9 protein-coding genes are annotated in these 14,125 nt (G+C 48.6%); 2 read left to right on the top strand and 7 right to left on the bottom strand.

All coding sequences use genetic code 11. From position 1 onward, the window contains the following. Window positions 1-49: 49 nt before the first annotated feature. A complete protein-coding gene (locus BTJ40_RS20410) occupies window positions 50-1,600 on the bottom strand; it encodes a CocE/NonD family hydrolase (RefSeq protein WP_108735371.1) in 1,551 nt (516 codons plus the stop codon). A 326-nt stretch (window positions 1,601-1,926) separates the two neighbouring features. Here BTJ40_RS20410 and BTJ40_RS20405 point away from each other — a divergent pair, with 326 nt between their 5' ends. Beyond that, the gene (locus BTJ40_RS20405) at window positions 1,927-3,429 is read left to right on the top strand and encodes a hypothetical protein (protein WP_108734811.1); all 1,503 of its coding nucleotides are present in this window, start codon (window positions 1,927-1,929) and stop codon (window positions 3,427-3,429) included. A 227-nt stretch (window positions 3,430-3,656) separates the two neighbouring features. After that, window positions 3,657-5,864: a transporter substrate-binding domain-containing protein gene (locus BTJ40_RS20400; protein ID WP_108734810.1), complete on the top strand. Its 2,208-nt coding sequence runs from the start codon at window positions 3,657-3,659 to the stop codon at window positions 5,862-5,864. Between the two features lie 77 nt (window positions 5,865-5,941). Here the strand turns inward: BTJ40_RS20400 and BTJ40_RS20395 are convergent, their stop codons facing one another. The 6 genes from BTJ40_RS20395 to BTJ40_RS20370 form a co-directional block, all read right to left on the bottom strand. After that, window positions 5,942-6,985, bottom strand: coding sequence for a kelch repeat-containing protein (locus BTJ40_RS20395; protein WP_108734809.1), 1,044 nt, complete (start codon window positions 6,983-6,985; stop codon window positions 5,942-5,944). 44 nt (window positions 6,986-7,029) lie between these two features. After that, complete coding sequence (locus BTJ40_RS20390) at window positions 7,030-7,491, bottom strand: GNAT family N-acetyltransferase (RefSeq protein WP_108734808.1); 462 nt, start codon at window positions 7,489-7,491, stop codon at window positions 7,030-7,032. 277 nt (window positions 7,492-7,768) lie between these two features. Further along, complete coding sequence (gene pepN / locus BTJ40_RS20385; RefSeq protein WP_108734807.1) at window positions 7,769-10,462, bottom strand: aminopeptidase N; 2,694 nt, start codon at window positions 10,460-10,462, stop codon at window positions 7,769-7,771. Between the two features lie 138 nt (window positions 10,463-10,600). Continuing rightward, window positions 10,601-11,941 (bottom strand): aspartate aminotransferase family protein, encoded by a 1,341-nt coding sequence (locus BTJ40_RS20380; RefSeq protein ID WP_108734806.1) that lies wholly within the window; start codon window positions 11,939-11,941, stop codon window positions 10,601-10,603. A 246-nt stretch (window positions 11,942-12,187) separates the two neighbouring features. After that, window positions 12,188-12,751 carry a phosphoribosyltransferase gene (locus BTJ40_RS20375; protein WP_108734805.1) on the bottom strand — a complete coding sequence of 188 codons (564 nt, stop codon included), beginning with the start codon at window positions 12,749-12,751 and terminating at the stop codon, window positions 12,188-12,190. A gap of 11 nt (window positions 12,752-12,762) precedes the next feature. After that, window positions 12,763-14,124: an NCS2 family permease gene (locus BTJ40_RS20370; RefSeq protein WP_192879360.1), complete on the bottom strand. Its 1,362-nt coding sequence runs from the start codon at window positions 14,122-14,124 to the stop codon at window positions 12,763-12,765. Window position 14,125: the final 1 nt, after the last annotated feature.

Genomic DNA, 14,125 nt, shown 5'->3' with positions numbered 1-14,125 from the left:
GAAGGTGGGAGGAAACCCGGCAGTGGACGCCGGGTTTCTGTGGGGAGACTTACAGGTGCGGTACGGTCAGGCTAGAGACCTTGCTGCTGCTGTAGGGCACTGTGATGGTGTAGTTGGTATCTTCCGGCTTCTGGTAGATATAACCCTGAGTATCGATGGCCAATACTACACGGTGGCCTACGGGGACATCGTAGCTGGTGGTGAAAAAGTCCACTTCGAACTTTTGTTTTTGCCCAGACTTGTCTGAATGCAGGGTAAAGGGGGCGTGAGTTATCAGGCGTCCCAATCCCAGCGGACCCACATCGTAGAGGTGCACGTTGAGTTGCACTTCTTTTTTGCTGGGTTCCACCCACATTTCGAGTTTGGGTACGCCGCGAATCTTCAGGGTTTCCCACTGAATCGGTGATTTGTACTCGATCGCGTAGTAGCCGTTGATAGCGATCATGGGCGCGTAAACGGGGATACCGAAGCCTTCCAGCGCATCGGAAACCAGCGGAATACCGGTGCCGGCAAAGGTATCTGAGCCGCCGTGGAATTCATTACTCCAGCTCCAGCCGTCGTACTTGTCACTCTCCATTTTTGCATTGTTGAACATGGTAAAGCGTGGCTGCAGGTACCAGGTGGTGCTTTCGTCCGTTACCGGGTAGTCCTCGAATTGCTCCAGCTCATTGCTGATACGCACAGTCATATCCACCTTGGGTTCGGTGTCAATCCCGTTGTCCTCGCCCTTAAGGTGGTGGTCGAACCAGCGGAAACTGGTAGACCAGATATGGCCGTTGTTTCCGGTAAGAGTTTCGGTGATTGCGTGGGTGCCGGGGTTTAGCATGAGTTTCTTGGGCCCTTCGAGAAGGGAGTAGAAATCAGTCATGCTATTCGGTTTAAACAGGTAGTCGGCGAAATTGTTTGAGAGCAACACCGCTGTGCCGTTTTGATTGATTTCGTCCACGTAACTCACTGCGGAGCGCCGCGCGCCGAAATTAACTACCTGTTCCATATTTTCGCCATCGCGCAGGTTGCTCCATACCTGCTCGAGTTCAGCTTCTTTCTGGAAGGCCGTGGTAACAAGCAGCGTGCCCCAAACCAGGTTGACGGTTTCATTGGGGTACAAAGCTTCTACTACATCTGCCCAACCGGATAGTGCAGCTACTGCATCGACGCGAGGGTGTTTGGCGGCACTCAGTAGTGAAATTCCACCGCCGTAGGAAATTCCGGCCATACCCAACTTGCCCACCGGGTAATTGGTTTCCAGCCAGTCGATCAGGACTCCCACATCGTTAAGGCTGTTATCCCCAGCGACGTCAACAAGGCCCCCTGAATGCCCAAATCCCCGGGTGGAATAGCTGAGCACCAGGTAGCCGTTTTCTGCCAGCTCTTTGGCTTGGAAGTGGTACTGGTGCTTCTCCAGTCCCCAGCTGTTGGTAAAAATAACGGTGGGGTAACCGTCAGCTGGTGCGGGAGTCTCCGGTATAAATAAGTTCGCATCCAGGACCGTACCGTCAAAAGAAGTAATATCCACGTCGGCGATATATTCCGGTGCCGACCAGGCATGAGCAGACATTAGGGCGCCGCCAAGCAGCGCCAGTAGTGGCTTGGTATTCATTAGTTTTCTCTCATCTGATGAAATCATTATTATTTTTTTGACCAGGATTCCCTCCTTGGTCGACCCCGTACTATAGGAGTTCATCCTAGTTTTGTATGTAAACAGGGCTAAATTTGAGACGTTTGTCTCGCTTCTTGTCGCAATCTACTCCAAAAAACTCTCTACGATCAGCTATCTATTTTGTGTCTTTCTGGTCACACAAAAACAGGCGAAAAGCCACTTTGTGATCAAGTTGATCTTTTTTTGATCAGAAAAAACCGGTACTGTGTCGTCTTCGCCAATCGGCTAGGGAGAGCTTCAGCAACAATGACTCGGTGGCCCGAACTATGGTTTCTCGTTCAGTTGTTCTATTAGTACTTTGTTTCGGATTTATCGCTTCAGCCTACGCCGCGCCACGTGGTTTGGGGGAAGTGGCCTGGTATGAAGTCGACAGTGATAATTTTCGCGTGATTACCGATGGTGATCCCAACGCAGTCAAAAGCCTGGTAGCAGACCTGGAGCGCTATCGCGCAGTGGCCCTGGAGCTACTCGATGCAGATCCAAAGAGCGAACGATTAACTATTTATGCGGCCGCAGACCGGGACACCTATGCAAACCTGGTGGGTGTTGAGCTGGCGGATATGACTAACGGTTTGTTCGACACCTCTGCGGAGGGCAATTATGCCCTGGTGAACCTGGATGGTCGCAGTGTCGAGAGGCAGCTAAAAGCGCGCGAATTCCTGTTCCACGAATACACCCATTTTTTGAGCTATAACGGCAACACCACCCACTACCCCTACTGGTACAGTGAGGGTTTTGCTGAATTTATGGCAACCATGTCCTTCCCGGAAAAAGGCACCTACGAAATTGGCTCTATTCCCAGTGAGCGGGCGATGACCCTGATGTATACCGGGCTTATGCCGCTGGAAGACCTGCTGCGTGCCACCGTGTACAACACCGACTCGGAAGAGAAGGCCGATGTCTATGCCGGAGGTTGGATACTGTCTCACTGGCTTATGATGAAAAGCGGCAAGCAGGATAACTTCGAGAATTTCGTCAAAGCCTATAACGATGGTGCCGACCCGGTACGCGCTTTGGAGAAGGCGCTGGGAATGTCACTAAAAGAAATCGAAAAAGCCTATGTCGCCACTTATAAGGCCGATAGCTTTGAGCATTTTAGTGGCGCTATCCCGGCGGATTTTAAAGAAGCCAATCCCACGGTTAAACGTCTCAGCAAAAGAGAATCTGTGAGTATTTTGGCTGGATTTATCGCCCAGTCCGGTTACAACCTGATGGCCTTGGACGAGCTGATTGAGTATGCATACAGCACGGGTATTTACAGTACTGAACTGGCGGCGATTAAAGCCAGCGCCGACCTGCGCCTGGGTAATTTCCCCCAGGCAAGCCACCTTCTTGCCAGTGTTCCCACCAAGGACCGCGGGCAACTCTGGTACCTGAGCGCCCACGCCTGGTTAACCGTTAATCAGCAGGCAGTGTCACCGGGCAGTCAACGGGACCTGCGCAGCTTGAAAATGGCGCGGGAGGAATTTGACTTCCTGGTGAAACAGGAACCGAAAAATGCATCTCACTGGTTTGGCCTGGCGATGGCTATGGAGATGCTGGATTACCCTCAAGAAGAGTATCTGGAGAAGCTGGAGCAAGCCTATAAGCGTGCCCCTCGCGAGCTGCATATTGCCCAGTGGCTGGCAGAAGAGCTCTACCAAAAGAAAGATGCGGAGTATTTTGCCCGAGTGGCGAAACCGCTGATGTTCGAACTCCCAGACGAGGAGCAGAACAAAGAAATAAAAATGAGGTTGGCAGAGCTGAAGGGCAAACCCAAGTCATCATAGCAACCATAAGAGCGCTCACTGAATAAAAAAGGCTTGTCACTCTGTGTAAGAGACATCCGACATTCGCCAACGTATATTTGCCCGGCAATTGACTTTGCCGGGCTCTTTTTTAGGGGATAATTTCCCAGCAAACTGGTACGATTTCTGTAACAGCGGCAATTCCATATTGTGAAGCATAGCGCACCCGTTGAGGGTAATGCTTCTCATAGAATAAGAAAGGGTGCACTGTGAGCAGAAAACGGTTTTTCGTTATATTTCCGCTATTTGTCTTAATATTGCTGCTTGTCGCATGCGAGAGTAATAGAGATCCTGTTGTAGAAAACCCACAGGCTTTAACCGAATCTCCCCAACAACCGATACCAACGCAGCAGAATAAACAGACCGCAAAGCCGCAATTTGAAAATTATGTAGAGCAAGGAGATTTGCCAGCCCTGTTAGAGCGAGGTGTATTGCGCCTGTTGGCCCCAAGGGGCCCCCAGGAGAGCGCCTTACCACGGGAAGGTCTACCCGCAACAGAGTGGCGAAAACTTGCGGAAAATTTTGCTCGTAGCCTCGGATTAAAGCCTCAGTGGGTTTACGTAGATAACTTTGCCGATTTAATTCCGGCGGTTGTTGATGGACGTGGGGATGTAATTGCGACCAATTTTTCCCGCACCGAAGAACGCAAGTTATTACTGGGCTTTACCCGCCCATTACAATATGTTGATGAGTTGCTAATTACTCATAAAGAGTTCGAAGGGGAAGAGGCTGTGCCCTTGCAAGTCGTGCTACGGCGGGGCAGTGCATTTGCTGAAACCCTGGAGCAACGGGCCGATACGGAAAATTACAGGATCACTTACCTGGATAAGCCGGTTGCCACCAACGAGCTAATCGCGGCCGTAGCGGCTGGTGAATACCCCGCAACAATTATTGATAGTAATTTGGCCGATGTGCTTCTAACTGATTACCCTCAACTCACAGCCACCACAGAACTCGATTCCCGCAGGCCTATAGCCTGGGCCGTACGCAAAGATGCTACCGCTTTAAGACGTGAGTTGAATGAGTACTTTACCGCTGAATTGGTATTGGCCAGTCAGAACCGAGAGCAGCCACTGAGAGATTGGCAGGCAATAAAGGAGAGCGGAACTTTAAGGGTACTTACTCGCAATCACCCCGCTTCCTACTTTATCTGGCGCGGTGAGTTGATGGGGTTTGATTACGATCTGCTAAGGAAGTTTGCCCGTGACCATAAATTACGTCTGAGCATGGTTGTGCCCGATAAAGACCAGGATTTGGTCGAGGCATTGAATGATGGAATGGGGGATATGATTGCTGCATCCCTTACTGTTACCGAGGCCCGCCGCCAGCAGGGTTTGTCATTTTCCAAGCCTTATATGACAGTTACGGAACAGGTAGTAGCCGCAAAATCAAATGTGCCTGATAAAGAGTTACCCCTTCCAGAGTCCCTTCTTTCCGGGCAAACAGTAGTAGTTAACCCCACCACGAGCTATCACGAGAGTCTGGTCAAAATAATGGAAAAGCAGCACGGGCAGGATATAGTGCCGCTACAGATCCATCGTCTAAAAGGCGCTACCAGCGAGTTTCTTATTGATGTAGTAGCCAGGGGTATTTTTCCCTATACCGTAGTTGACTCACACCTGGCTGCCATTGAGAGCACTTACCGGGACGACTTTACTGTAGTGGGGGAGTTGCCCGGAGAGCGGGATATCGCCTGGGCTGTTCGAACTGGTCAGCCGGTATTACTGGAACAACTGAATAACTTTTTGAACAAGCACAATCGGGATCTGTTCTTTAACGTTACTTACAATAAATATTTCAAGGAGCAAAAGCGTATCCTCCGACATCAGGGGCAGCGCCTGCGCAGCACTGATGAACTATCGCCCTTTGATCCCATAGTAAAAAAATATACTGAGGCTACCGATCGGGATTGGCGAATGGTGGTTGCGCAGATGTACCAGGAGAGTCAATTTAACCCCCAAGCGCGCTCCTTTGCCGGTGCTCAGGGCTTGATGCAGGTATTACCTCGGACTGCACGACAGATGGGAATTAAGAATCTGTATGATCCTGAAAACGGTATCCGTGCAGGTGTGTCTTATTTGGGGTGGCTGGACAAACGTTTTCCCGAAAATATACCCCTAGAGCAGAAGATCTATTTTACCCTGGCTGCATATAATGCGGGTCACGGCCATGTCAGGGATGCCAGGGCGTTAGCCCGACGACTGGAGTGGGACCCTAACCAGTGGTTTGGGCATGTTGAAGAGGCCATGTTGCTGCTGTCCCAGCCTGAATACTATCGCGATAGCCGTTTTGGTTACGTGCGCGGCAGGGAGCCAGTTAACTACGTGCGTGAGATCCGGGATAGATATATTGGATATTTAGGCGTTGAGCGCCATCAAAGCTATACGGATATTGATAGCAATATTGCTCTCGATTAATTAATACATCTCACCAGTGGGCCTCTGAAAGCCAGAGGCATTGTGGGTTTGCTCATGGGCACTTTATAGATCGCCCCTTAGCTCCAGCGCAGCTGTATTGCGGAAGCGAGCGTTTCTTGCGGTCCAACTTTAGAGGCTCCACCAATCAAGTAGAGGCTTTCTCCTAGAGCTACTGCTCCGTGGCCGTGCCGTGTCTGGGGCAAATGGTCCTGATTGCTCCAATCATCTGTGACTGGATCGTAAACCCAAATATTGTTAAATGCAGCACCAGTCTTCCAGTTGCCATTGGAGCCAAATGCCTCACCGCCGGTAACTATTAATTTATTATTTAACGGGGTTGCTGTGAGCCCGGCAACGGCCTGGGGTAGGGGGCGAATCTTTTCCCATTTATCCAAGCTGGGATCATAAACTTCGGCATAAGTTAGATTCCTGGCCTTGCTACCATTGTTACTAACCTGGCGGCCACCAACAACATAAACTCTGTTATTTAAAGTTGCCCCACCTGCGGAGTTTCGTTTGATACTGGCTGGCGCTGCTTGCTCCCAATTATCTCCTCTTGTAAGCACATAATGAGAATTGGTATCCCTGTTTTTAGACTGTTCGTTGGGGGCCTTACCGCTAATGACATGGATGTCTTCCCCAATGTTGGTGTAAATAGATTCAGCCAAGGGCCGGGGGAGAGGGCTGGTTTCTATCCAGTGCTTATATTCGCTGGAAAGTTTATAAACGGTATTTCGGGCTTGCCAAGCGCTATCAGAGTCGCCAAAAAATCCACCGATGCCATATAGGCTGTTGGAGTTACTGGCCATGCCGAGGTGATGTCTTGCTTCAGGTAAATTGGGCCCCGGCCTCCAGTTTTTTTCCCGCGGAGAAAAGATATGTGTTTGTTTAGTTGGAGAGAGACCGAAGAAAACTGCTGTATCCGATGGGGTAAATCCCCCTGCCACATAGATCTCGCCAGAAAAGACTGCGGGGTATATCTCCTGCAAAGGCATTTCCAGGCTGGGAAGGCTTGATATTGATAGGCTGGGATTAGCCTCTTTAGCGGTTAGATTGACTCCGCTGAGAGTAAGGGAAGCTAAGCTGAAATATTTAATAAAGGATCTTCTGGATAGCGCCATGGTAACAAACACTCTCACACTGACTGATAAAGAATACCTATTGATTATAATTTTTTACCTAAAAACAGGCTAAAAGGGTTATTTTTATAGTGACTGAATGGGTCGCAATCTTCAAATCCATAACGGCGATAGAGGGCGATTGCGGGAGCAAAAGCTTCAGCGCGACCTGTCTCCAGCTTTATCTCTTTATATTTACGTTGCTTTGCCTCCTCCAATATTCTTTCTATCAAGACGCGGGCAACGCCTTTGCGCAGGAACAGAGAATTAGTTTTCATGGATTTTATTTCGCCCAAAGCAGGGTTGATCTCTTTTAGGGCACCACAGCCGGCCAAAACCCCATCAATTCTCGCTCCCCAAAAGGTAATCTTTGGGTCATTCAACTCATCAGGGTTCAGTGCGTGAACGCTTCCAGGTGGGGAGTGTCGGTACATTTCCTTTAGATGAGCTTCGAGAAGCTTGTTAATGGAGCCGTCGGACAGGTCGTCTAATTGTACTGATATATACATCTTTTTTTGATTGTCATTATTTTTAGAAAAATGGTTTAAGCCGGAACGCCCGTTAATCTTTTGGGCTTTGAAGTGTCACTGTAACAAGACTTTCCGAGAAGGATAAGTATAAGTTGGCTGTTGCAATAGGTATGCCTTACTAGGGGGCGTTGAGACGAAATACGCAATTTTTTTGCACTATTTTATTACGCGTAATATCCGGCCAAAAGCCTGGTAAGGGAAACTAAGGGCTGAATATTGCCCTTAGTTCATCATTAATAGCTGGTTTAAAGAAAGTTTAGAGTAATCGCTTCCCGATATTGATACAGCGTTCTCCGGAGTAGCGATGATTCTTTAGTGCTTTCACCAATATGGGCTTAAGTTGTGGTTTTTCTTTTAGTGACTTAGTGATCTCATTTACATTTTCTCTAGAACACATTAGCGGTAGGGCGTAAGCATAAGCAGTAAGCAATTCCTGAGATTCATCTTCATTGACCTGAGCCAGTGAATCAAAAATGGGTTGACCGTGGATATTAAACAGCTCTATTTGCTCTGGTGCAAAAAGGGACTCTGTAATTTTTCGAATTTCGCTTAACTTGAATTTGTCTCGATTAGATATAAGGTTATCTACCCACTTTGATTTGTTTTCGGATTGGGGGCGAATAACTTCAGCAGATAGTGCGTTGAGTTTAGATCTGTCGGAGTTATCTTTTGCTAATTCTCTTGTGATTGCCTGCTCATAATCTGAGAACAGATAACGATTCTGCAACTTGATAAGCTTCCAGCGCATATCAGGATCGAGTTCCAGTCCTTTAATGGCAAACTCCCCAATTAACAGGTCTCTAGCATGACTTAATGCTGGAGTGGAGTGGGCGATATTGGTAAAAACACCAAACCAGACTTTTTGTTGATCACTACCTTCAGCCGCCTCCAGTAGTTGACCCCAGACAAAGCTCTCAACGGTCTGAGTAAGTTCATTACGACGCTTTGTACTTAGGGGGATTTGAGTCAGAAAATCGTAAGTGAATTCAATATATCTAGCATTCAAACGAATAATGTTGATGTTCCTTTCGTCGGCGCCATTATTCACTATAAAACTAATATACTCATCCAGGGACAGCTTTGCGTCATAGGTACTATCAAATAGACTTTGCCAGAACATTAGTCGTGCAAACGGTTCTTCAATATCATTGATATGCTTAGCCATGTTCTTGATGGTAACTTCATCCAGATTTACCTTCACATAGGCCCAATCTTCTTCATTGGGGTATAGCCCCTCTGGGCAGGGTAGCCCCACGGCTTCTTTTACTTCGGTTCTGGCACCACTATAAAGCACGGGAAGGGTTGCAACCCGTTTCATACTTCCAGCTTTCATTTGGTAAATCCCCAGCTGTGTGCGCTGTTCCCTTAATACCGGGTATTCCTCTGGTTCTGTTTGCTGAATTACCAGATGATTGATTTGGTCATCATCGCACTGGAAGCTGGCTTCAATTGTATTGAGGCCGGCCTGGTAAAGCCACTGTTGTTGCCAGGTATCAAGATCTTTATCCGCAGCTTTGCCCAGGTGGTTGATAAAGTCATTGAGGGTTGAATTATCGTAAGACAAGGCTTTTAAGTAGTTACTGACGCCTTTGCGAAATTCTTCTTTGCCCAAATAGTAGGGCAATTGCTTGAGTACTGAACCGCCCTTGCCATAAGTAATTCCATCAAAATTGGCAAAGGCTTCGTCAGTATTGTTGACTGGTAGTTGGATAGCGTGGGTAGTGGGGCGTTGATCAGTGTGGTAAGCCCATTGCTTGGCTCCTAAGTAATAGTTCTCCCAAGTGGTAGTGAATTCGCTATTTTCGGCTAGAGCCAGATTGGCCATATAAGTGGCAAAGCTCTCATTGAGCCAAAGGTCATCCCACCAATTCATGGTGACCAAATTACCAAACCATTGATGGGCCAGCTCATGGGCAATAACATTGGCGAGGCGCATCCGCTGGGCCTGGGTCTTTTTTCCTCGGGATATGTAAGAATCGTTAAATGTTACAGCCCCAACATTTTCCATAGCGCCCGCGTTAAAATCAGGTGCTAGTATTTGATCATATTTTTTAAATGGATAATCAATTTCAAAGTAGGGCTGAAAGAATTCAAAAGATTGTTTGGTGAAGGTAAACCAGTCTTCCGTTTTTACGTAATTTGCCAGGCTCTGTCTTGCCATTAAGCGAAGGGGGATATCTCCTGCCTTGTCTTCCCAGATGTGGTAAGGACCTGCATGTAAAGAGAATATGTAAGATGAAAATTTCTTGGTTTGAGGAAAAAACCAGTGGTTTGATTTTCTTTTCTCTTCTACTCTCTCCTCTCTTTCCGCGCTAACTACTACCCAGTCTTTTGGAGCCTTTACATCCAAGGTGTAACGTGCTTTCAAGTTGGGTTGGTCAAAATGTGGGAATAGGCGATTGGCATCATAAGGTTCAAAGTCCGTATATAAATAGACCTTTTCGTCTTTGGGGTCTTTAAAGCGATGTAATCCTGAGCCATTGTTAGAGTATGGGTGTTGATAATTCACCGTAATCGTGTGGGATTTTTCCGGTAGATTTTGATAATCAATAGAAATAAAGTAATTGTTGTACTCAAATGGGACAGATCTTCCATCTACCTGAATTGAATCAACCGCACCACCGGAAAAATCGATAGTGAGCGGCTGTTCAAGTATTTTTCTAAAATTGATATCTGCATGCACAATTCCGGAGAAGTTTTTAGTTTGACTATCCAGATTGATACTCAATCTATAGTCTACCTCAGCAATTTGCTGGTGGCGAAGGTCAGCATAAGACTCTGAAAGTCCTGGTGCTGTAATTCTAATAGAAGATATGTTTGGCTGTGTCGGCGAGATTATTTCTTGCTCGGTAGGTCTTTGCTCACAGGAACTTAATAAAATACCAAATAGAATCGATATAACCACTTTGTACTTTAGTGGTACATCTGTAAGGTTAATATATTTGTTCATGGGATTATTTTTAAAAGTGGATTATTAAATTACTATTTGTGACCCACTTTGTAACATTATTAACTGCCAGACGGTGATAAAAATTTGCCCTATTTGTGGGGGGATTTTTTTGGAAAATGGTGGGGGAATGTATGCTGGTTATTGGCCATTTGCGACTTCTAGAATGGATTCGGCTAACGCGTTGATAATTCCGTCAATTTCTTCTGCCTGGGCTATAAATGGGACGCCAAGTTGCAATGTGTCGCCTCCGTAGCGAATATAAAAACCTTTTTCCCACATTTTTATGGCAATTAAGTAGGGCCTGAGTAATGGCTCATCTGGAGCCGCTTCGATAGTCAGGCCTGCGGCGAGCCCACAATTACGAATATCTTCAATCAGGGGTAACCCCTTGAGTTGGTGGATGTGCTCTTCCAGAATATGGGCAAGCTCGGCAGATCGTTCAATGAGTTTTTCCCCTTGCAAAATATCCAGTGTTGCCAATGCTGCGGCGCAGGCCAGTGGATGTCCTGAGTAGGTGTAGCCGTGAGGAAGCTCCAGTTGGTAGTCCGGTCCACCGGTTTCCATAAAAATATCGTAGATATCTTGGCGTACCGCTACAGCGCCCATAGGAACGGCTCCATTGGTGAGCTGTTTGGCTGTGTTGAGGATATCCGGGGTTACCCCAAAGAACTCTGCGCCGGTGGCCTTCCCCATGCGTCCAAAAGCAGTAATGACCTCATCGAATATCAGCAATATGCCGTACTGGGTACAAATCTCCCTCAAGCGATGCAGGTAGCCTCTTGGCGGGGGCAATACCCCTGCGGAACCCGCTACAGGTTCAACAATAACAGCTGCAATATTCTCAGCATCGTGCAATTTGATCAGTTCCAGCAGTTCGTCTGCCAGGCGGCCCCCTTGATCAGGTTGTCCTTTGCTGAAGCGGTTTTCGGGCAAGAGGGTATGGTGAAGGTGATCGGAGTCTAAAGATGTACCAAATACTGCACGATTAGCACTGATACCACCCACACTAAGCCCGCCAAAATTAACTCCGTGATAGCCTTTGACGCGTCCAATGAACTTTGTTTTTCCCGGTGTTCCCATCTTCTGCCAATAGGCACGTGCAATTTTAAGGGAGGTTTCAGCGGACTCTGAACCGGAGTTTGTGAAGAAAATACGGTTGAGCCCTCTGGGCATCATCTGGCCGATACGCTCCGCTAGCTGGAATGCCCCAGGGTGGCCATATTGGAAGGCGGGGGCATAGTCCAGCAGACCTGCCTGTTTTGAGATGGAATCGATTATTTCCCGGCGGTTGTGTCCTGCACCACAGGTCCACATACCAGACAGACCGTCGAATATGGGGCGGCCATCGGCACTCTGGTAATAGCAGCCACTGGCTGCAGTAATGATGCGGGGGTCTCTTTTGAATTGGCGATTACCGGTAAAAGGCATCCAGTAAGCATTTAGCTGCGATTCACTAAGTCCCGCTGATTTGTCGTTCATTTTTATTTTCCGACACTTGGCCTTGTCGCCTTAATTTTGGACCAACTTTATTACTTTATAAATTGATTCACACTAACTTTAGTTTCATAAGTGGGATTTACTAATAGGGGATTGAAGTATTGCCTGCAACTGGGCCCGGGTGTGATGTTGGTGTCGACTCTGTGATAGAGCAGAGGGAGTATTGAATGAGCTTAGGGGGGAAGAAGAAAGAGAACCGGGGGCATTAGCCCCCGGTAATATTGCTGATTAAACAGCAGTGGCGATTCTGTCCACATAGGGGGCGAGTTCTGGTTTGTTCTCCAGAATCTCCTCTCGGGACAGGCCGTCGATCTCGTGGGGGAATACCAACCACTCTTCAGTCTTGTGGATAAAGTAATCCGGCTCGCGCTTGGCCTTGTTGTTCTTCGGCTTGTAGTAAGGGGTCGCGATACGAATCTCCGGCGTGTTCTTCTTACAGGCAGCGCGCAGGTCTTCGATAGTTTGCTCAATACTCAGGCCAGAGTCGTGCACATCGTCCACGATCAACAGGGAATCGTGGGATTCCAGGCGCTTGATCAGGTAGTTCAGGCCATGCACGCGCACTTTCTTGTCACGTTCACCAATACCGAGATAGGAGGAAGTGCGGATAGCGATATGGTCTGCATCTACTCCCATCACGTGCAGCAGCTCTTGTACAGCGATGCCCACAGGAGCGCCACCGCGCCAAACACCGACAATATAGTTGGGGCGGAAGCCGTCCTTATAGATTTGCTCGGCGAGAGCATAAGAGTCTATCAGGAGCTGCTGTGCGCTAATAAAGTGCTTTTTCATCAATGTACCCCTCAGAAAAAGGCGAACTTGGCAACAAAGAGTGCCGCTAACACGTAGACACTGATACTGACGTCTTTACTACGTCCGCTCAGCGTTTTAATAACTGCGTAGGAAATAAAGCCCAAGGCGATTCCGTGCGCGATAGAGAACGACAGAGGCATCATTACTGCGGCAATCACTGCCGGAGCGGCCTCGGTAATGTCATCCCAATCAATAGATGACATACCGGAAGTCATCAGGACGCCAACATACAGCAGAGCGCCTGCGGTTGCATAGGCCGGAATCATACCGATTAGGGGAGAGAAGAAGGTCGCCAACAGGAACAGGCCGGCGCAAACCACTGCAGTCAGGCCTGTGCGACCACCGGCGGTAATGCCCGCAGTGCTCTCTACATAACAGGTTGTGGTGGAGGAGCCCAGCACAGAACCAACAACAGATGCGGAGCTGTCGGCCATCAGGGCCTTGCCCATACCTGGCAATTTGCCATCTTTATCTAATAGTTTGGCGCGATCAGAAACACTCAACAGGGTGCCTGCGGTGTCGAACAGGTCGACAAACAGGAAGGCAAAGATCACGCTGATCATGCCCACTTCGAAGGCGCCGGCGATATCCAATTCGAGGTAAGTGGGCGCCAGGCTGGGCGGCGCGGATACCAGGCCGGTGAACTCTACCTTGCCGATTGCCAGGGCGATGACGGTTACAGCGAGGATACCGATCATCACAGAGCCCAGCATACGGCGGTAGGACAAGGCAACGATAATAAAGAAGCCCAGCGCTGCCAGTATCGCCTCGATTGACTTGAGGTCGCCCAGGGTTACCAGGGTGGCAGGGCTGGCCACAACGATACCGGCACTCTTCAAGGCAATGATCGCCAGGAACAGGCCGATACCCGCTGCCAGGGATTGTCGCAGGGAGAGGGGGATACTATCGATAATCCACTCTCGCAGCTTGAAGATGCTAAGCAGCAGGAAGATTACCCCCGATATAAACACTGCACCCAAGGCCACCTGCCAGCTGTAACCCATTTCACCGACGACAACGTAGGCAAAGAAAGCATTGAGGCCCATACCCGGCGCCAGTGCGATGGGGTAATTGGCGTAGAGCCCCATAATCAGACAGCCAATAGCGGCTGCAAGACAGGTCGCCATAAACACAGCGCCCTTATCCATACCCGCTGCTGCCAGGATATTGGGGTTTACAAAGATGATGTAGGCCATCGTCAGGAATGTGGTAACGCCGGCAATCACTTCCCGGCGAACATTCGTCTGGCGCTCTGAGAGCTTGAACAACTTCTCCAGGAAAGAGCCATTGCCTCCCACCTGGGGGATGTCAGACCCTGGGGTCGCCGATGTTTGGATGTCAGTGGGTTTCATA

Origin of the sequence: Microbulbifer sp. A4B17 (genome assembly GCF_003076275.1) — a bacterium.
GTDB lineage: Bacteria > Pseudomonadota > Gammaproteobacteria > Pseudomonadales > Cellvibrionaceae > Microbulbifer.
Note: the sequence above shows the minus strand (reverse complement) of the source record. Positions and strands in the feature narration are given on the sequence as shown.

Bases quoted from the DNA above. Each gene is read 5' to 3' on its own strand.
- BTJ40_RS20395 (WP_108734809.1), bottom strand. From the start codon at position 6,985: ATGGCGCTATCCAGAAGATCCTTTATTAAATATTTCAGCTTAGCTTCC.
- BTJ40_RS20380 (WP_108734806.1), bottom strand. From the start codon at position 11,941: ATGAACGACAAATCAGCGGGACTTAGTGAATCGCAGCTAAATGCTTAC.
- pepN (WP_108734807.1), bottom strand. From the start codon at position 10,462: ATGAACAAATATATTAACCTTACAGATGTACCACTAAAGTACAAAGTG.
- BTJ40_RS20405 (WP_108734811.1), top strand. From the start codon at position 1,927: ATGGTTTCTCGTTCAGTTGTTCTATTAGTACTTTGTTTCGGATTTATC.
- BTJ40_RS20370 (WP_192879360.1), bottom strand. From the start codon at position 14,124: ATGAAACCCACTGACATCCAAACATCGGCGACCCCAGGGTCTGACATC.
- BTJ40_RS20390 (WP_108734808.1), bottom strand. From the start codon at position 7,491: ATGTATATATCAGTACAATTAGACGACCTGTCCGACGGCTCCATTAAC.
- BTJ40_RS20410 (WP_108735371.1), bottom strand. From the start codon at position 1,600: ATGAATACCAAGCCACTACTGGCGCTGCTTGGCGGCGCCCTAATGTCT.
- BTJ40_RS20375 (WP_108734805.1), bottom strand. From the start codon at position 12,751: ATGAAAAAGCACTTTATTAGCGCACAGCAGCTCCTGATAGACTCTTAT.